Raw genomic sequence first — 17,416 nt, 5'->3', positions numbered from 1 at the left:
GAGATGGGAGACAGATTATGAAGGTAGCGGTATTAGGTGGCGGACACGGTTGTTACGCGGCAGCAGCCGACTTGAGCGAACAGGGTCACGAGGTCCGTTTGTGGCGTCGGGATACGGCTCAGTTGCAGCCCTTGCTGGACCGTCCGGTCATGACGCTGAAAGACGAAGCAGGCGAGCGTGAAATCCCCATTGCCAAGATCTGCGCCGATATTGGCGAGGCCATCGCCGGTGCCGATCTGGTGCTGATCCCGTCACCTGCGATCGCCCAGGAAGATATTGCCCGCGCCATGGCTCCGCACCTGACAGACGGCCAGGTGGTGTTCCTGCCCCCCGGCACGTTTGGCTCTTTCATCATGAGCGAGATCGTGCGCGGCACCGGCAACAAGGCCGATGTCAGCTGGGCGGAAACCGGCACGCTGCCCTGGCTGGCCCGCAAGCATGGCGATACCGTCATCAACATCACTACCCGCGCCACCCGCTTGCCTACCGGCGTCTACCCAGCCCGCAATACCGACCACGCCCTGGCGGTGATTGGCAAGGTGTTCCCCAGCGTGGAGCGCTGCGAAGATGCCCTGTCCGGCGCGCTGATGAATGCCGGCCCCATCATCCACCCGCCACTGATCATGATGAATGCCGGCCCGCTGGAGCATTTCCCGGCCTGGGATATCCACAACGAAGGCACCCAGCCCTCGGTGCGCGCGGTAACAACGCAACTGGACAATGAGCGCATGCGCATTCGTGAAGCGCTGGGCTACGGTGCCCCGCATTTCCCTCTGTCTGACCATTACGAGAACGATCAGTGGATGTATGGCGACCGTTCCTCGCACTCCAAGCTGGTGAAAAGCGGCGACTGGCGCGAGAAGATCGACCTGCAAGAGCACCGCTACATGCGGGAAGACACCATGCTGGGCCTGGCGTTCTTTGCGTCCGTCGCCGATTGGGCCGGTGTGGACGCCCCCGTCACCAAAGGCTTGCTGGCCATTGCCGGAGCCATCGTGGGCGAAGACCTGCGTCAAGGCCGGCGCACCCTGGCCAGCCTGGGTCTGGACACGATGAACCGCGAACAACTGCAAGCCATGCTGCACGCCGGGAGAGCCTGATGAACGCGCCCGCCCCGATCAAAAGTATCGTTGCGGTGGGCGCAGGTCGCATGGGGCGGGGCATTGCCCTGGCCTATGCGCTGCGCGGCCACGCCGTGACCTTGCTGGACTTCAAACCCCGTCAGCCTGCTGATCGCACCCGTCTGGAAGCCGACATACGCCAGGAGTTAGGCGCCACGCTGGAGCAGTTGGCCGAGCTGGGCATGTTCGCAGCCCAGCAGATTGACGACTATCTGGCCTGCATCAGCATCGCCCCGTTAAACGACGCGGCCCAGGTGCTGGGCCAGGCAGACCTGATTTACGAAGGCGTGCCCGAAACCCGCGAGGCCAAGGCTGACGCACTGGGCCGCATTGGCGAACTGGCCCGGCCCGAGGCGCTGATCGCCTCCACGACCTCCACCATGCTGGCCTCCGACCTGGCCCCCATGCTCAGTCACCCCGAGCGTTTTCTCAATGCCCACTGGCTCAACCCGGCATTCCTGATTCCTCTGGTGGAAATCAGTGCCCACCCCGGCACCAGCGAACAGACCTTGAGCCGTCTGCAAAGCAATCTGGAGTCCATCGGGAAAGTCCCCGTGGTCTGCGGCTGCCATCCCGGCTTCATCGTGCCACGCCTGCAGACCCTCATCATGAATGAGGCGGCCCGCATGGTTGAGGAAGGCGTGGCCAGCGCCGCCGATATTGATAAAGCCACCCGCTACGGTCTGGGTTTCCGCTTTGCCAGCATCGGCGTGCTCGAGTTCATCGACTATGGCGGCAACGACATTCTGTACCACGCCGGCCAGTACCTGTCGCAGAACCTGGACCCGGAGCGCTACGCCGTTCCCGACATCATCACCCGTTATATGGAAAGTGGACGCAACGGTCTGCGCAGCGGACAGGGCTTTCACGAGTACCCAGTGGACCAGCAGCCCGCCTATCGACGCGACGTGCTGGCCCGCGTACTGGGCATGCTGGATCACATCGGCCTGGCCCCCGCCCACGCCGAGCACTTTGCCAAGGAGACACAGGAATGAAAAAAGACTCCCACGCTGCGCCTTCGGCTTGCTGCCCTCCAGGAGGGCGCTTTTCATCCTGGGGCAGCCCGACGATGAAAAAAACCGCTGCCTTGCTGTTTGCCCTGATGAGCTGTCATGGTCTGAGCCAGGCTCAGGAAGTCCCCACCCTACGGGTAGGCTGGACCATTCCGGGCGAGGAAGCCAAGTATCTGATGGCCAAGCGCCCCGAGCTGTTTCCACAATTAGGCAAAAAATACCAGATCCAGTGGACACAGTTCCAGGGCACCTCCCCCATGGTGCAAGCCATGCGGGCCGGTGTGCTGGAATGTTCCACCATGGCCCCCATGTCGCTGGCCAATGGTGCGATTGAAAGCGGTCTGGAAGCCTATATCGTGGCCCAGCACGTGCACTCGGACGATGATCACTTCTCCGTCTACTGGGCCGTGAAGGACGACAGCCCGATCAAGACCGCGGCGGACCTGAAAGGCAAGGTCATCGGCACCAATGCCTACGGGGCGGGCGTGTACTTTGACATGCTGCTGTGGCTGCGTCAGAACGGCATTGACCCGGACAAGGACGTGAAAATCGTTGAAACGGGCTTTCCGCCTGCCGCCGACGCCATTCGCAGCGGCCGCATTGATGCCGGTCCCATGGCCCAGCCCTTTGCCCTGCTGAACGAGAAGAAAGGTGGCTTGCGCAAGCTGTTTTCCCTGTCCGAAGTGGCCAGCCCATCCGTACAGATTTTCGAAGCCTGCAGCAAAGCCTATAGCGACGCCACCCCCGAAGTGGTACGTGCCTACGTGCAGGATTTGAAAGCGGCCATGGGCATGCTCAGCAAAGATCCCTCACTGGCGGTGGATGTAACCGCCCAGATCACCCGTGCGCCCAAGGACCTGCTGGCGCAGTACCTGTTCACCGACCAGGACTTTGCACGTGTCCCGGACATGCAGCCCAATCTGGAATCGATTCAGGGGACCTACGATCGCTATCACCAGGCCGGCTTCCTGAAAAAAGCGCTGAACGTGCAGGACTTCTACCGGGCTGATTTACGCGAGGCAACACCATGATTGAACTGGATGGTGTCGGCAAAACCTTCAACACCCGGCAGGGCCGCAGCCACACCGCCCTGCAGGACATCGCCCTGAGCATTCCGGCAGGGCGTTTTGTTTCTATTCTGGGCCCCAGCGGTTGTGGCAAAAGCACTCTGCTCTATATGTTGGGGGGCTTTGAGTCCTGCTCCAGCGGACAGATTCGCGTCAAGGGCAAGCCCATTACCGGCCCGGGCCCGGACCGCGGCCCGGTGTTTCAGGAGTACGCGCTGTTTCCCTGGAAAACCGTCCTGGGAAACGTGGCCTACGGCATGCGTGAGCAAGGCATGCCCAAGGCGCAGGCCGAACAGCGTGCCAGCGAATGGCTGGACAAAGTCAAGCTGGGGCCATACGCCTCCTTTTATCCGCGTGAACTGTCCGGCGGCATGCGTCAGCGCGCAGCCATCGCCCGCACCCTGGCCTATGAGCCGGACATCCTGCTGATGGATGAGCCCTTCGGGGCACTGGATGCCCACACCCGCGTCACCCTGCAAACGGAACTGCTCAGTCTGTGGGAGCAGTTGCGCAATACCGTGGTATTCGTGACGCACGGCGTGGACGAGGCAGTATTTCTGTCCGACACCGTCATTGTCATGACGGGCTCGCCCGGCCGCATCAAGGAGGTGGTGGAGATCGACTTGCCCCGCCCCCGTATCCGCAGTGAACTGCTACGCAATCCGGTCTATCAGGAAACCATTATCCGTCTGGAGCAATCCCTGATGGCGGAGGCCCATCCATGACGCCCCAGCACTGGTATGAACATCGCTGGGCCTGCCTGGTCATGGCGGCCATCCTGGTGCTGCTGGTCTGGGCGGGCTTGGCCCGCTGGGTGGGGCTGGACTCTTTCCCCAGCCCCTGGGCAGCCCTGCATGAGGTACCGGCCCTGATCAGCGACCCGATGGCCTGGTCGGCTATCCTGCAATCGATAGGCCGCATGTTTGCCGGTTACGCCCTGGCGCTGCTGGTAGCAGTACCGCTGGGTCTGGCCATGGGCCGCAGTCGCCTGGTCTATACCGCCTTCTATCCCTTGGTAGCCTTGGCCTACCCCATGCCTAAAGCGGCCTTGATGCCGATTTTGATGCTGTGGTTCGGGCTGGGTGACTTTTCCAAAATTCTGGTCATCGCGCTGGGGGTGTCCTTGCCCTTGCTCTATCACAGCTATCACGGCGCAAGCCGTATCGAGCCCAAGCTGATCTGGGTGGCCCAATCCATGGGCATGGGGCCGCTGGCGCGGCTGGGCAAGATCGTGCTGCCCGCCTCCTTGCCTGAAGTCATGATTGGCTGCCGCGTGGGGGTGGTCATGGCGCTGATCGTGATGGTGTCCTCCGAGATGATCGCGCGCCAGGAAGGCATAGGCAATCTGCTGTTCACCTCCATGGATATGGCGCAGTACTCCACCGTGTATGCCGTCATCATGCTGCTTGCCGTACTGGGCATTGTCTGCGACGCCCTGTTCGAGTTTGTTCGCAAACGCTGCACGCGTTGGCATGACTCCACCCAAAGCCTGATGGACAAAGGATGACGCCATGACCACTAAAACCCTTGCCTCAGCGGAACACGCTAGGCGTTCTACTCCAAGCCGCCCGGCCAAACGCCGGGACTGGACCGGACTGTCTTTGTGCATCAGTCCGGCCTTGATGCTGATAGTCTGGGAACTGTGCACTCGCTCGGGCTGGGTCAGCCCGCAGTTGTTGCCAGCCCCCTCCGCCATTTTTTTGCGGGTGCTGGAGCTGGCCGCTCAGGCCGACTTCTGGCACAACCTGAGCATGACGATCTACCGCCTGCTCAGTGGTTTGCTGATCGCCTGCGTGGTCGGTGTAAGCCTGGCGCTGACAGCTCAACTGACGCGCTGGAGCTCCTTTCTGCTCGATGCCCTGATCCGTCTGCTGGCCCCTATTCCCAAAATCGCCCTTTATCCGGCGCTGATTCTCATCATGGGGTTTGAAAGCTCATCGAAAATCGCACTGGTGGTCTCGGATGCAATTTTCCCAGTGCTGATGGCCAGTTGGGTGGCAGCGCAGACGGTGGACCGCAAGCTGATCTGGTCTGCCCGTGCCGCGGGGACATCCCGCAGTGCCTGTTTGTGGAAAATCATTTTGCCTGCCATCAGCCCGACCGTGCTGGCCGGCGTGCGAGTAGCCGGTGTCATTGCCTGCGTGGTGGTCTTTCTGGCCGAGATGATTGCCTCTACCGACGGGCTGGGCCATATGCTGACCGCCGCTGCACGCAGCTACCGCACGATTGATATGTTTGTCCCCCTGGTCTGGATCTGCGTGCTGGGCTTCGCACTGAACCTGACCATTGCCGCTTTACAGCACAAAGTGGATCATACGAACTAACCCATCAAGACTGAACTGACCACTTGCCCGGCCACCTTGCAGCGCTGGCCGGGTTTTCGCAGGCTGACTCAATCACTCAGAACGGGTAGCCTGCTTTTTTTTGCCTCAAGGAAGCCGCTTCACTATGGCCAGCCGCCCTCTGACCGACGCCTATACCGGGCACGATACCTTCATCCCCTATCTGCTCAATCGCAGCACCTCGGCCTTGAATGCCGACTTTCAGACCTTGCTGCGCAGCCATGACCTGACTCTGCTGCATTGGCGGGTACTGGCTTTTCTGAATGAAACCGATGGCTTGGGCGTCAGCACCCTGGCGCAATACACCGACGTGGATCAAACTACGTTGTCACGCGCCCTGGTCGTTATGGAAAACGCCGGTCACCTGTCGCGCCAGGCTGATCCGCTGGATCAGCGTCGCGTGCTCATCCATCTGCATGAACAGGGTCGACAGCATTTTCTGCGCGTCCTGCCTGCCGCGCTGGACATTCATCACCGTGCCATTCAAGGCTTTTCGGTTGAGGAGCTCGCCCTACTGCGCCAATTTCTCAACCGCATTCGCGCCAATATCAACGGGGCGACGCCCTAAGGTCAGTGCTTGCCTTGCTTCACCCCAGCGTCCAGGTAGACGCTTTTTTTATGCCCAGGCTACTGCGCCTTCTTCAAAAACAGGCCATGTCCGGCCGGTGAACCAGACTTGAAATCGTCCTTCATCCTGAAGGAGCCTTTATTTACCGGTAAAAAGCCCATAAAATGATAATGATTAACATTTAGTATCGCAGTCACCCGCCTGAGATGTCCTGCCAGGCAACCGTGGCTCTCTTACGGAAACAAGATCTCGTGACTCTTTCCCCTACGCGCGCTGAACGTCGTCGGCTATTGCTGGCCGCGGCGGCCGGTCCTTTGCTCTTTGGCGTCCCTCGCCTGCTTCGCGCGCAAGACGGCCCCTTGAAAATTGCCTTGCTGACCTCTTTGTCCGGCCCCTTTGCCTCCTTGGGAGAAAGCATGCGGGCTGGCCTGGAGTTGTTGCTGAAACAGTGCAATTACGAAATGGGCGGACGCCAGGTTCAATTGCTGGTCGAAGATGACCACGGCAAGCCGGACGAAGCCATCCGTAAAGTACGCAAGCTGATCGAGCGCGACCAGATCGATATTCTGGGCGGGGTGATCAGCGCCAATATCGCGCTGGCCATTCGTGACATCGTGCATGATGCCCAACTGCCAACCTTCATCTCCAATGCGGCAGCCAATGATCTGGCCCGGGGGGCAGCCAGCCCTTACGTCTTTCGTCCCACCAAAACCAGTTGGATGCTGGGTCACACCGGCGCCTTGTGGACCTTTGAGCAGATCGAGAAATCCGGCGGCATCACCCTGGGCTCGGACTACACCGCAGGCCGCGAATACATTGAAGATTTTGCCAAGACCTACCAGGAGCAGGGTGGCACCCTGGGGGAGCGCATCTGGACCCCCTTGGGTACGCCGGACTTCGCGCCTATCCTGATGAATCTGGCCGCCAGCAACCCCCGCTTCGTATACACCTTTCTGGCCGGTGCTGATGCGGTTCGCTTCCATCAGCAAATGCAGGACTATCAGCTGCACGGCAAAATCCAGATTGTCGGCCCCGGTGCCTTGTATGACCAAGAAGACGTAATTGCCACGGTCGGCAAGGCCGCCCTGGGAGGAGTCAGCACGTTTCACCAATCGCCAGGCGCGGCAGCGGCCCAGGAATTTGTGGCCGCCTACCAGGCCAGCCGGGGACGCTTGCCCGGCGAGGCCAGCACCGCCGGTTACGTCACCGGCCAGGTCATCCAGGCAGGGCTGGAAGCGGTCAAGGGCGATCTGTCCAACAAGGCCGCCTTCAAACAAGCCCTGCTGGATCAGCCAATCCACACCGCCTTTGGCCCCATGGCGTTTGACCCGCGCAACAACCAGTCAATTCTGGACATTTACGTCAACCGGGTTGAACAAGACGACCAGGGCCGCCCGTTTAACACCGTGGTTCACACTTACCAGCGCATCCAGGACCCCGGCCCACGTTCTTGAGCTCCGCCTTGTCTTACTTTCTGCTCCAAATCCTCAATGCCCTGTCTTTTTCAGCCCTGCTGATGCTGGCAGGGCTGGGCCTGTCCTTGGTGCTCAGCCTGATGAACTTCATCAACCTGACGCATGGCTCCTTTTTTTTGCTGGGCGGCTATATCAGCGTCCAGTGGCTGGCTTCGGGCGCGCCCTGGTGGCTGGCTTTTCCCGCCGCCTTTGCCCTGTGCGGCCTGATGGGTTTCTTGCTGGATCGCTTCCCCTTTCGCCGCTTTTATCAGCGCACCCACTTGATGCAGGTGCTGCTGACTTACGGCCTGTCCGTCATTCTGGCGGACCTGATGCGCTGGGGTTTCAGCGCCGACACGCTATCGCCCATGCTGCCACACGTGCTGCGGGGCGGAGTGTGGATCTTGGGACTGCCTTTTCCCACCTACCGCCTGTTTCTGATCGTCACAGGCCTGACGCTGGCCTTGCTGTTCTGGTTTCTGCTGGATCGCACCCTCTGGGGCGCGGCCATTCGCGCTTGTGTGCACGATGCGCAGATCGTCGAAACCCTGGGCTTGAACTCGCGCCGCCTGTTCGCCATCGGCATGGCCCTGTCTGCCGCTCTGGCGGGCTTGGGCGGGGCGTTGGGGGCAGGCATGCTGTCGGTCTACCCCGGTCTGGATGAAGAAATCCTGTTGCTGGCCTTGCTGGTTGTGGTCATTGGTGGCCTGAACTCAGTGCGCGGCACCTTGCTATGCGCACTGATCCTGGGCTTTGTCACCACCTTCGCACGCGTCTGGGTCCCAGCCTTTGCCAACGCCGCCACCTTGGCCGTGATGCTGGGTCTATTGCTGTGCTGGCCCAACGGCCTGAGCAAGTCCGCTACCCGACAGGTTTAAATGAACACGCTCAACATTCACCGGCTGCGCACTGGACTTTGGCCCGCCCTGGCCTGCCTGTTCGTACTCAGCAGCCATGCCTGGGGCGACCCGTTTCTATGGCGCTTTGGCACCGAAGCCCTATTGATCGGCTGCGCCGTGCTCAGCATCAATCTGCTGATCGGTTATGGGGGACTGGTCTCTCTGGGACATGGCGCCGTTTTTGGCTTTGCTGCCTACGCCACGGCCATCAGCAGTCAGTATTGGGGCGCATCCCTGCCCCTGATGCTTCTGGTCGGCATGGCGGCAGGCACTTTGCTGTCCATATTGATGGCACTGATCAGCCTGCGCAGCTCCGAACTGTTCTTCATGGTAGCCACGCTCGTTACCGGTCAACTGATTTGGGAAGTGGCGTTTCGCTGGCGGGATGTCACCGGCGGCGCCGATGGCCTGCGCGGTTTCCCGCGTCTGAGCCTGGGCGAACTGCCCTTGAGCGCCCCCTATACCTTGATGGTTCTGGCCCTGCTGCTGGCTATCATCTGCTGGTTGTTGCTGCGCTCATTTAGCCGCGCTCCTATCGGTCTGGCCTTGACTGGTCTGCGCGACCAGCCTTTGCGGATGGCCGCCCTGGGTTATCAGGCATGGCGTATCCGCCTCTACACATTCATGATTGCAGGTGCGATAGCCGGTGCCGCTGGCGGGCTGTATCCCTTTGCGAATCAGTACGTCAGCCCGCAGCAGGTGCATTGGAGCTTCTCGGCCACGCTGATCATCATGGGCGTGATCGGTGGCATACGTACCTGGCGCGGCGCATTCATCGGCGCTACGTTCTATCTGTTTGCCCAGACCTACCTGAGCTCCTATACCGATCGGTGGCAGTTGCTGGTGGGTTTGATCTTTGTGCTGACGGTTCTGTTCATGCCCCATGGGCTGGCGGAACGACGCAAGAGGTCTGCATGAGCGTTTTACTGAGCACTCGCGAACTGGCCCTGCAGGTAGGCGGCCTCTCTATTCTGACTGACGTCAGTCTGGAACTACGCGCCGGCGAAACGCTGGGTTTGATTGGCCCAAATGGCGCGGGTAAAACCACGCTGTTCAACATCATCAGCGGGCTTACCCGCCCCACAGGCGGCCAGGTGTTGCTACAAGGCCAGGATCTGCGCAGCCTGGGCCCCATTGAGCGGGCTCGTCAAGGTCTGGTGCGCAGCTTTCAGACCAGCCGGATCTTCCCCGAGCTGACCTTGCTGCAAAACCTGAGCCTGGCAGTACGCATCAAGAAAGACTGTGGCTACCAGTGGTGGGGACGCAAAGCGGCCCGTGCCGCCAGCCAGCACGCAGCCCAGGCGCTGCTGGAACACAGCGCGCTGGCCGGCCGCGGCCATCAACTGGCCAGCGCACTGTCTTATGGTGAACAGCGCATTCTGGATGTACTGATTGCCCTGGCTCAGCAACCCCGCGTACTCTTGCTGGATGAGCCTACCGCCGGCCTGTCCGAATCCGAGTCTCGTGACGTCATGGCACTGGTCCATGCCAGGCGGGGTCAATGTGCCGTGCTGCTGATCAGCCACGATATTGATATTGTTTTTCAAGAATGTGACCGTATTGCCGTGCTGTCCGGCGGCATGTTGCTGACCTGCGATACGCCCGAGGCCGTGCGCCAGCACGCGGGTGCGCGACAGGCCTATTTAGGCGAACTGGCGTTGGAGACGGTATGAAAAACGCACTGAGCATCTCCGGCCTGACGGCCCATTACGATCGGGCAGACATCCTCCACGACATCAATCTGTCCATTCCCGTCGGGCAAAGCGTGGCCTTGCTGGGCCGCAATGGCGCGGGCAAGACCAGCCTGCTGAACTGTTTGTTCAATATGGGCCCCATGTGGCAAGGTCAGATTGAGGTGCTGGGTCAGGACATTGAAGGCATGCCCACGTACCGCATCGCCCTGCTGGGCATGGCCCTGGTGCCGCAGGGGCGGGGGCGCTTCCCGACGTTGAGCGTGCAGGAAAGTCTACGTCTGGCTGGCCTGGCCCATCGTCCGCAAACCAAGGACCGCTGGACGTTGGAACGCATTTACGACGGCATGCCGCGGCTGTACGAGCGTCGCCAATCCTCCTGCTCTGCACTCAGCGGGGGCGAGCGTCAGTTATTGGCTCTGGCCCGTGCCCTGCTGACGCAGTCTTCCCTGATTATTCTGGACGAACCTAGCGAGGGCCTGGCCCCCATGACCATTCAAGATACCTTGCTGCCCCAACTGCAATCCTTGAACCAACAAGGCATTACCGTGCTGATTGCCGAGCAGAATCTGAGCCTGGCCCTGGAGCTGGCCGATCGTGCCTTGCTGCTGGGCCACGGCCATCTGGTCTACGACGGCCCTGCGGCCCAGTTGCGTCAGGATGCCGCACTGCTGCAACGCCATTTGGGCCTTTGACATGTTCTCGGTGTATAGCCTGTCCTTGCCCCTGGCCCCTGGCCTGGAATCCTGGTTACAGGACCAGGTTCCCGGCAGCCTGCGAGCCACCATCGCCCGCCGCCAGCGCCAGTCCGACCAGCACTTGAGCCTGCTGGCTCACGGTGCCTTGCGCCATTTTCTGGCTCCCCTGCTGGGCTGCGCGCCACACGCTGTTCCTGTCAAAAACCTGGAGCATGGCAAGCCCGTGCTGGATCTGGATAACCCCGATCTGCACTTTAGCCTGTCGCACAGCGGCGATCGCGTGTTGTTGGGCATCGCCGATCAAAGCATAGGCGTCGATATTGAAGCCATGCGGCTGCCCGTGCGAGCCGGGCTGGTAGAACATTGCAGCGTCCACGCCGAACGTGCATGGCTAAAAAACGATCTGGACTTTTACGCGCTCTGGTGCGGCAAAGAAGCTGCCTTGAAGCATGCGGGAACAGGCTTTCATATTCCGCCTCAAGAATTATGGTTGAACGCCCACCCGCAGGGCGGTTGCACCGTACAATCCACCCATCCCATCTTGCAGGGACTGGTCGTACACAGCAGCCGGCCAGCCGCCAATTACACGGCTGCGGTCTGCCTGAATACTCCCTTTCCATCCTGGACAATCCGCTTTCTGGACAGCGCTCAACTGCCTGACAGCCAGCTGACTGACTACGACTAAACCTGACAAGCCTGCTTATTTATGTAATAGTTCTCATTACCATGATGACATCTATTCCTGTTAAACAAATTTGGCCTGACGCCTTTGCCCAGCGATACCGCGATGCAGGACATTGGCAAGGGGAAACCTTTGGCGCCTTGCTGCGCACACGAGCACAACGCCACCCCGAGCGGGAAGCCATTGTGGGCGGCACCCAGCGCTGGACGTACGGCGCGCTGGATCAGTACGCCAGCCAGATCGCGGCGGGCCTGCTGCAAGCCGGTTTGCGCAAGGGCGACCGGGTTCTGGTTCACTTGCCCAACATTCCTGAATTCGTCAGCGTTATCTTTGGCTTGTTCCGTGCAGGTCTCCTGCCCGTGTACGTCTTGCCGGCACACCGCATTACCGAAGTCGAGCACTTTGCCAACACTGCCCAGGCGCGCGCCTATATCGGTGTGGATACGCATGCCGGTTTTGATTATCTGCCTTTGGTGCGCGAGCTGCGCGAGCGCTGTCCTCAGGTAGAGCAGGTGTACATCGTGGGCCAAGCTCAGGAATTTGTCGCGCTGGAACAACTGCAACGCCATGCGGCCGATGTGGACGTGCCCGACTCGGCGGCCCAGCCTTCCGAAGTGGCTTTCCTGCAAATCTCGGGCGGTAGCACGGGCTTGTCCAAGCTGATTCCCCGCACGCACGACGACTACATCTACACCTTGCGCGAAAGTGCCAAGATTGCCGGTCTGACCGAGAACAGTGTGTTCCTGGGCGCCTTGCCGATTGCACACAATTTCCCCATGAGTTCGCCCGGCTTTCTGGGTGCGCTCTATGCGGGTGCCAAAGTGGTGCTCAGTCCTGCCCCCAGCCCGGACGTTTGCTTTGAGCTGATCGAGCGCGAAGGCGTGACCGACACCAGTCTGGTCCCCCCGCTGCTGATGCTGTGGATGGATGCGGCCACCAAGACCCACGCCAGGCTGGACTCGCTGAAAGTCATTCAGGTTGGCGGCGCCAAGTTGAATGCCGAGGCGGCCAAACGCGTACGCCCTACGCTGGGCGTGACCTTGCAGCAGGTGTTTGGCATGGCCGAAGGTCTGGTGAACTACACCCGCCTGGACGATCCGCAGGACATCATCATCAACACCCAGGGCCGTCCTATCAGCCCGGACGATGAAATACTGATCGTGGATGACAACGGCAATCCGGTCGCCCCGGGCCAGCCTGGCTATCTGCTGACTCGTGGCCCCTACACGATCCGGGCTTACTACAACAATCCGTCGGCCAATGCCCGCTCCTTCACCGAGGACGGCTTTTACCGCACCGGCGACGTGGTGCGCATGACGCCAGAGGGCTATTTGATCGTTCAGGGCCGTGCCACCGACCATATCAACCGTGCGGGCGAAAAAATCTCCGCCGAGGAAATTGAAGATCATCTGCTGGCCCACCCGCAAGTCTTTGACGCCGCCGTGGTATCGGTGCCCGACGAATTCCTGGGCGAGCGCAGCTGTGCCTTCATCATCCCCAAGGATGACAAACCACGCGCGATTGAACTGAAGAAATGGATACGCAGCCGCGGTCTGGCCGACTTCAAAGTGCCGGACCAGATCGTGTTTGTGGATCGTTTCATGGAAACTGCGGCCTTGAAAATCAGCCGCAAGGAACTGCGCGCCCAACTGCGCGAACAACTCGAGAACACGACACAAGAGCAATCATGAGCACAGCACTTACCCTGGAACGCATGCGGGCCGATATTGCCGCCATGCTGCACGAAGATCCCCAGGACATTCTGGATGATGACAACCTGATCGACCTGGGCCTGGACTCCATGCGCGTCATGACCCTGGCCACCCGCTGGCGCGAGGCGGGCGCGCCGATTGAATTTTCCGAAATGGCCTCCGTGGTCACTCTGGGCCAATGGTGGTCGCTGATCGAGCGTGCCCAACAAAACGGCCGCTGATTTTCTTACTGCAACACGCTTATGTTTAGCCCCCCTTCCGAACTGCCATTGCGCCCCCTGACCGAAGCACAAGAAGGTCTTTGGTACGCCCAGCGTTTGGACCCGCTTAACCCGATTTTCAATACCGGGCACTGCACGCATATTCATTCGGCGCTGGACACGGCGCTGTTTGCCCGAGCCATCAATCTGACGCTGGCAGAAGCCGACGCCTTGACCTTGCGCATGGTCGATACGCCCGACGGCCCAGCCCAGTATCTGCGCCCGCAAGAGCCGATTCAGCTGGAGGTTGTTGATCTGTCCTCGCATGCCGATGGTGCAGAACAAGCCCAAACCCTGTTGATGGCCGACCTGCGCACTCCGCTGGACCCGACCGTTGCACCACTGGCACGACACATCCTGTTTGTGCTGGGGCCCAAGCACCATCTTTGGTATCAGCGTATCCATCATCTGGCCGCGGACGGCTATGGCATGGCATTGATCGAGACGCGTGTGGTCAAGCGCTACCAGGCCTTGCTCAGTGGCCGTGAAGATCATGGGCATGAGCTGGAGTCGTTCACTCTATTGCAAGATGACGATCAAATCTATCGGGATAGCGAGCGCCGCAGCAAGGACAGGCAGTTCTGGCTGGACACCTTAAGCGATGCGCAACCCGCACAAAGCCTGAGCGAATCCCAGGCCTTGAGCGACCATCATTTCCTGCTGGCACGCAGCGCCGTCACACCGGAGCTGACGGCCAGCCTGCAAGCATTGGCACAAAGCAGCGACATCAGCTGGCCAGACATTCTGACGGGACTGACCGCCGCCTATGTGCGCCGTCACACCCGCCAGGACGAATGCACGGTGGGCGTGCCCTGGATGGGCCGTCTGGGCCATATCAGCGCCCGCATTGTTTCGACGGTCATGAACGTGGCCCCGTTGCGTCTGCAGATCGATGAATCCCTGCCTGTAAACCAGTATCTGATCCAGGTCGCCAAAGCACTGCGCCAGGCACGTCGTCATGGTCGTTATCGCAGTGAGCAACTGCGCCGTGATCTGGGCTTGCTGGGAGGCATGCGCCGCCTGCACGGCCCCATCATCAACGTGCTGCCCTTTGACGCCCCCTACGAGCAGGCGGGCCTGAGTGCCAGCCAGTCAGTGCTGTGCGCCGGGCCCGTAGAAGATCTGAATTTCACATTCCGCGCTCAACCCGATGCCAGCGGTCTGCGCTTGGAAGTGGAAGCCAACCCCCGTTTGTACACCGACGAGCAGATTCAAACCCATCTTGTCCGTCTGGAACAATTCCTGTTGCGTGCTTTGCAGGCCGATACCCTGTCTGCCGTACCAACCCTGACCGATGCTGAACATCATCACTGGATTGAGGCCGTCAACCAGACGGCTCACCCGGTTCCTGAAACCACGCTGTGGGCCTTGATCCAGGCCCAGCTTGTCGCCCACCCGGAACGAACCGGTCTGGAGTTTGAAGGCAAGAAGCTGAGCTACGCCCAGATCAACGAGCAAACGGCCAATCTGGCCGCGCAACTGCGTCTGGCAGGCGTACAAACTGGCGATATCGTGGCCGTGGCCCTGCCCCGATCTATGGAGCTGGTGCTGTCCTTGCTCGCAATCCATCGCGCGGGGGCCGCCTACTTGCCACTGGATCTGGACCAGCCTGCCGATCGTCTGAACACCATCTTGCAGGCAGCTCAACCGCGCCTGCTGGTCGGCCAGCCCGATTGCACGCTGAACGCCTCCCTGCTGGTTCCTCAGCCTGAACAGGCTTGCAGTGCAAAAGCCTGGACCGCCGCAGGCCCGCACGATCCCTCTTACCTGATCTACACCTCCGGCTCTACCGGCACACCCAAAGGCGTGCTGGTCAACCACGACGCCATCGTCAACCGTTTGGTGTGGATGCAAACCCATTACGGCATGGGTGCCGGCGATCGCATTTTGCAAAAGACCCCCGCCACCTTTGACGTGTCGGTGTGGGAGTTCTTTCTGCCTTTCCTGTCGGGCGCGACCTTGGTCGTGGCGCCCCCGCAAGCACACCGCGACCCGGCCCATATCGCCCGCCTGATCCGCGAACAACACATCACGGTGCTGCATTTTGTGCCCTCCATGCTCAATGCTTTTCTGGATGAGCCTGTTGCTCGTGGACTGGCGCCGCGTCTGGTGTTTTGCAGCGGAGAAGAGCTGTCGGCCGCTACCCGCGACCGCTTCCACTCTCTGCTGAATGCCGAACTGCACAATCTGTATGGCCCCACCGAAGCCGCCGTGGACGTGTCCTACTGGCCCGCTTCGCGTGACGACCACTCCCAGCCTGTTCCGATCGGCTTTCCCGTGTGGAACACGGCCCTGTACATCCTGGACGAGCAGTTGCGACCTGTACCGCCCGGTGTGGCTGGTCATCTGTACCTGGCTGGCCGTCAGCTGGCACAAGGCTACTGGGGCCGCCCGGATCTGACAGAAGAACGCTTTGTACCCGACCCCTATGCCCTGCATGGGCAACGCATGTACGCCACCGGCGATGTAGCCCGCTGGCGTGAGGATGGTGCCGTGGTTTTCCTGGGTCGTTCCGATCACCAGATCAAGCTGCGTGGTCAACGTATCGAGCTGGGAGAAATTGAAGCTCTGCTGGCCCGTCACCCCGCTGTGGCACACGTTGCCGTTATCGCTCGTGAAGATGTACCCGGACACATGGCCATTGTGGCGTACTGGGTGCCGCAAGCAGACAGCCCATGCACGGACAAGACACTGGCCGCTTATGTAGGCGAGCACTTGCCGTCCTACATGGTGCCCAGCGCCTGGATCAGCCTGGACGCCTTGCCGGTGACGGCCAACGGCAAGCTGGACCGCAAGGCCCTGCCGGTGCCTGCGCTGCAAGTGCGTGCAGCCGGTTTGCCGCTGGAAGGTGCCACTCAACACCAGATCGCCGCCGCTTTCGCCAGCGTGCTGGAAAGCAGCGAGGCCTTTTACGCCGACGACGACTTCTTCGCCCTGGGCGGGCACTCCTTACTGGCCGCTAAGCTGGCCTTGCTGCTGCGTGAAGCACGCGGTCAGGCCGTGTCGATTGGCACTATTTTTGAATACCCCACCATTGCGCGCCTGGCCAGACATCTGGATCAGTCAGGCAATGCAACCGCCGATGGTTTTGGTCCTCTCATCACCTTGCGTCCGGGGCAGAACGATCAGCCCGCACTGTTTGTGATTCACCCGGCCGGTGGCTTGTCCTGGTGCTATGGCGCGCTGGCGCGTCATCTGCCCCCAGGCCGTGCTGTTTATGGTTTACAGGCTAGCGTGCTGTCTGACTCCTCGCTGGACCTGGATGGCAGCCTGGACGCCATGGCCAAGGTATATGTAGATCGTATCGAGCACGTTCAGCCTAGGGGCCCTTACCATCTGGCAGGCTGGTCCGTGGGCGGCATTATTGCTCAGGCCATGGCCGTGGAGCTGCGTCGTCGCGGCCAACTGGTAGGCATGTTGTCCTTGCTGGACGCCTACCCCAGCGATGCGTGGCGTAACGAGCCGGCGCCCGAGCCCAACGCCATCTACAAGGCGCTGCTACATATTGCGGGCCATGATCCGGACAGCTTGCCCGACGTTTCCCTGACGCGTCAGGGTGTGGTGGATTTCCTCAAGCGCAGCGGTCACCCGCTGGCCGAGCTGCCCGACACGCGTCTGGACAGCGTATTTCAGGTGGTGGAAAACAATAACCGCCTGGTGCGCCTGCACGAGCATCGCATCTATGACGGCCCCCTGCTGTATTTCCGCGCGGCGCTGGATCACGCAGGCACACAATTGCATCCCGGTTTGTGGAAGCCTTACGCAGAACAGCTGGAGGTCTACGACATCGCCTGCCTACACGCCCATTTGACCGGTACTGAAGCCGTGGCCGTCATGGCTCCGCTAATGGACACGGCCATAGCAAGTGCCGAACACGCACAAGCCCAACCTGAACTCAATATATAAACC

Annotated in this window: 16 protein-coding genes; all 16 read left to right on the top strand. The window is 60.7% G+C overall.

What is annotated here, in order from left to right; all coding sequences use genetic code 11:
* The first annotated feature begins 17 nt into the window (after positions 1-17).
* The 16 genes from FE795_RS01445 (at position 18) to FE795_RS01370 (ending at position 17,413) form a co-directional block, all read left to right on the top strand.
* A complete protein-coding gene (locus FE795_RS01445; RefSeq protein WP_003804431.1) occupies positions 18-1,100 on the top strand; it encodes an NAD/NADP-dependent octopine/nopaline dehydrogenase family protein in 1,083 nt (360 codons plus the stop codon).
* Positions 1,100-2,116 (top strand): 3-hydroxybutyryl-CoA dehydrogenase, encoded by a 1,017-nt coding sequence (locus FE795_RS01440; protein ID WP_219235477.1) that lies wholly within the window; start codon positions 1,100-1,102, stop codon positions 2,114-2,116. Before FE795_RS01445 ends, FE795_RS01440 begins: the two co-directional genes overlap by 1 nt.
* Positions 2,113-3,165, top strand: coding sequence for an ABC transporter substrate-binding protein (locus tag FE795_RS01435; protein ID WP_219235475.1), 1,053 nt, complete (start codon positions 2,113-2,115; stop codon positions 3,163-3,165). Before FE795_RS01440 ends, FE795_RS01435 begins: the two co-directional genes overlap by 4 nt.
* A complete protein-coding gene (locus FE795_RS01430) occupies positions 3,162-3,926 on the top strand; it encodes an ABC transporter ATP-binding protein (RefSeq protein WP_003804437.1) in 765 nt (254 codons plus the stop codon). Before FE795_RS01435 ends, FE795_RS01430 begins: the two co-directional genes overlap by 4 nt.
* Positions 3,923-4,708, top strand: a complete 786-nt coding sequence (locus FE795_RS01425) for an ABC transporter permease (RefSeq protein ID WP_219235473.1) — start codon at positions 3,923-3,925, stop codon at positions 4,706-4,708. Before FE795_RS01430 ends, FE795_RS01425 begins: the two co-directional genes overlap by 4 nt.
* 4 nt (positions 4,709-4,712) lie before the next feature.
* Positions 4,713-5,525: an ABC transporter permease gene (locus tag FE795_RS01420; RefSeq protein WP_230406234.1), complete on the top strand. Its 813-nt coding sequence runs from the start codon at positions 4,713-4,715 to the stop codon at positions 5,523-5,525.
* 124 nt (positions 5,526-5,649) lie between these two features.
* A complete protein-coding gene (locus FE795_RS01415) occupies positions 5,650-6,111 on the top strand; it encodes a MarR family winged helix-turn-helix transcriptional regulator (protein WP_059318470.1) in 462 nt (153 codons plus the stop codon).
* Between the two features lie 251 nt (positions 6,112-6,362).
* On the top strand, positions 6,363-7,565 hold the full coding sequence (locus FE795_RS01410; protein ID WP_230406233.1) for an ABC transporter substrate-binding protein: 1,203 nt from the start codon (positions 6,363-6,365) through the stop codon (positions 7,563-7,565).
* A gap of 8 nt (positions 7,566-7,573) precedes the next feature.
* Positions 7,574-8,443 (top strand): branched-chain amino acid ABC transporter permease, encoded by an 870-nt coding sequence (locus FE795_RS01405; protein WP_039943940.1) that lies wholly within the window; start codon positions 7,574-7,576, stop codon positions 8,441-8,443.
* Positions 8,444-9,382: a branched-chain amino acid ABC transporter permease gene (locus tag FE795_RS01400; RefSeq protein WP_003804450.1), complete on the top strand. Its 939-nt coding sequence runs from the start codon at positions 8,444-8,446 to the stop codon at positions 9,380-9,382.
* Positions 9,379-10,137 (top strand): ABC transporter ATP-binding protein, encoded by a 759-nt coding sequence (locus FE795_RS01395; protein ID WP_003804451.1) that lies wholly within the window; start codon positions 9,379-9,381, stop codon positions 10,135-10,137. The genes FE795_RS01400 and FE795_RS01395 overlap by 4 nt, the downstream gene beginning before the upstream one ends.
* Positions 10,134-10,850 carry an ABC transporter ATP-binding protein gene (locus FE795_RS01390; protein WP_131071195.1) on the top strand — a complete coding sequence of 239 codons (717 nt, stop codon included), beginning with the start codon at positions 10,134-10,136 and terminating at the stop codon, positions 10,848-10,850. Before FE795_RS01395 ends, FE795_RS01390 begins: the two co-directional genes overlap by 4 nt.
* A gap of 1 nt (position 10,851) precedes the next feature.
* Positions 10,852-11,538, top strand: a complete 687-nt coding sequence (locus FE795_RS01385) for a 4'-phosphopantetheinyl transferase family protein (RefSeq protein ID WP_230406232.1) — start codon at positions 10,852-10,854, stop codon at positions 11,536-11,538.
* A gap of 41 nt (positions 11,539-11,579) precedes the next feature.
* Positions 11,580-13,226, top strand: a complete 1,647-nt coding sequence (locus FE795_RS01380; protein WP_003804457.1) for a (2,3-dihydroxybenzoyl)adenylate synthase — start codon at positions 11,580-11,582, stop codon at positions 13,224-13,226.
* Positions 13,223-13,468 (top strand): phosphopantetheine-binding protein, encoded by a 246-nt coding sequence (locus FE795_RS01375; protein ID WP_003804459.1) that lies wholly within the window; start codon positions 13,223-13,225, stop codon positions 13,466-13,468. Before FE795_RS01380 ends, FE795_RS01375 begins: the two co-directional genes overlap by 4 nt.
* A gap of 21 nt (positions 13,469-13,489) precedes the next feature.
* Positions 13,490-17,413, top strand: coding sequence for a non-ribosomal peptide synthetase (locus FE795_RS01370; protein WP_219235471.1), 3,924 nt, complete (start codon positions 13,490-13,492; stop codon positions 17,411-17,413).
* The last annotated feature ends 3 nt before the right edge of the window (positions 17,414-17,416 follow it).

This window comes from Alcaligenes ammonioxydans, from assembly GCF_019343455.1.
Lineage (GTDB): Bacteria > Pseudomonadota > Gammaproteobacteria > Burkholderiales > Burkholderiaceae_B > Alcaligenes > Alcaligenes ammonioxydans.
This window is presented reverse-complemented; position numbering and strand designations above follow the sequence as displayed.

What these genes read in the sequence shown, in the direction of transcription:
- FE795_RS01445 (WP_003804431.1), top strand. Translation starts at nt 18, where the DNA reads ATGAAGGTAGCGGTATTAGGTGGCGGACACGGTTGTTACGCGGCAGCA.
- FE795_RS01440 (WP_219235477.1), top strand. Translation starts at nt 1,100, where the DNA reads ATGAACGCGCCCGCCCCGATCAAAAGTATCGTTGCGGTGGGCGCAGGT.
- FE795_RS01435 (WP_219235475.1), top strand. Translation starts at nt 2,113, where the DNA reads ATGAAAAAAGACTCCCACGCTGCGCCTTCGGCTTGCTGCCCTCCAGGA.
- FE795_RS01430 (WP_003804437.1), top strand. Translation starts at nt 3,162, where the DNA reads ATGATTGAACTGGATGGTGTCGGCAAAACCTTCAACACCCGGCAGGGC.
- FE795_RS01425 (WP_219235473.1), top strand. Translation starts at nt 3,923, where the DNA reads ATGACGCCCCAGCACTGGTATGAACATCGCTGGGCCTGCCTGGTCATG.
- FE795_RS01420 (WP_230406234.1), top strand. Translation starts at nt 4,713, where the DNA reads ATGACCACTAAAACCCTTGCCTCAGCGGAACACGCTAGGCGTTCTACT.
- FE795_RS01415 (WP_059318470.1), top strand. Translation starts at nt 5,650, where the DNA reads ATGGCCAGCCGCCCTCTGACCGACGCCTATACCGGGCACGATACCTTC.
- FE795_RS01400 (WP_003804450.1), top strand. Translation starts at nt 8,444, where the DNA reads ATGAACACGCTCAACATTCACCGGCTGCGCACTGGACTTTGGCCCGCC.
- FE795_RS01395 (WP_003804451.1), top strand. Translation starts at nt 9,379, where the DNA reads ATGAGCGTTTTACTGAGCACTCGCGAACTGGCCCTGCAGGTAGGCGGC.
- FE795_RS01390 (WP_131071195.1), top strand. Translation starts at nt 10,134, where the DNA reads ATGAAAAACGCACTGAGCATCTCCGGCCTGACGGCCCATTACGATCGG.
- FE795_RS01385 (WP_230406232.1), top strand. Translation starts at nt 10,852, where the DNA reads ATGTTCTCGGTGTATAGCCTGTCCTTGCCCCTGGCCCCTGGCCTGGAA.
- FE795_RS01380 (WP_003804457.1), top strand. Translation starts at nt 11,580, where the DNA reads ATGATGACATCTATTCCTGTTAAACAAATTTGGCCTGACGCCTTTGCC.
- FE795_RS01375 (WP_003804459.1), top strand. Translation starts at nt 13,223, where the DNA reads ATGAGCACAGCACTTACCCTGGAACGCATGCGGGCCGATATTGCCGCC.
- FE795_RS01370 (WP_219235471.1), top strand. Translation starts at nt 13,490, where the DNA reads ATGTTTAGCCCCCCTTCCGAACTGCCATTGCGCCCCCTGACCGAAGCA.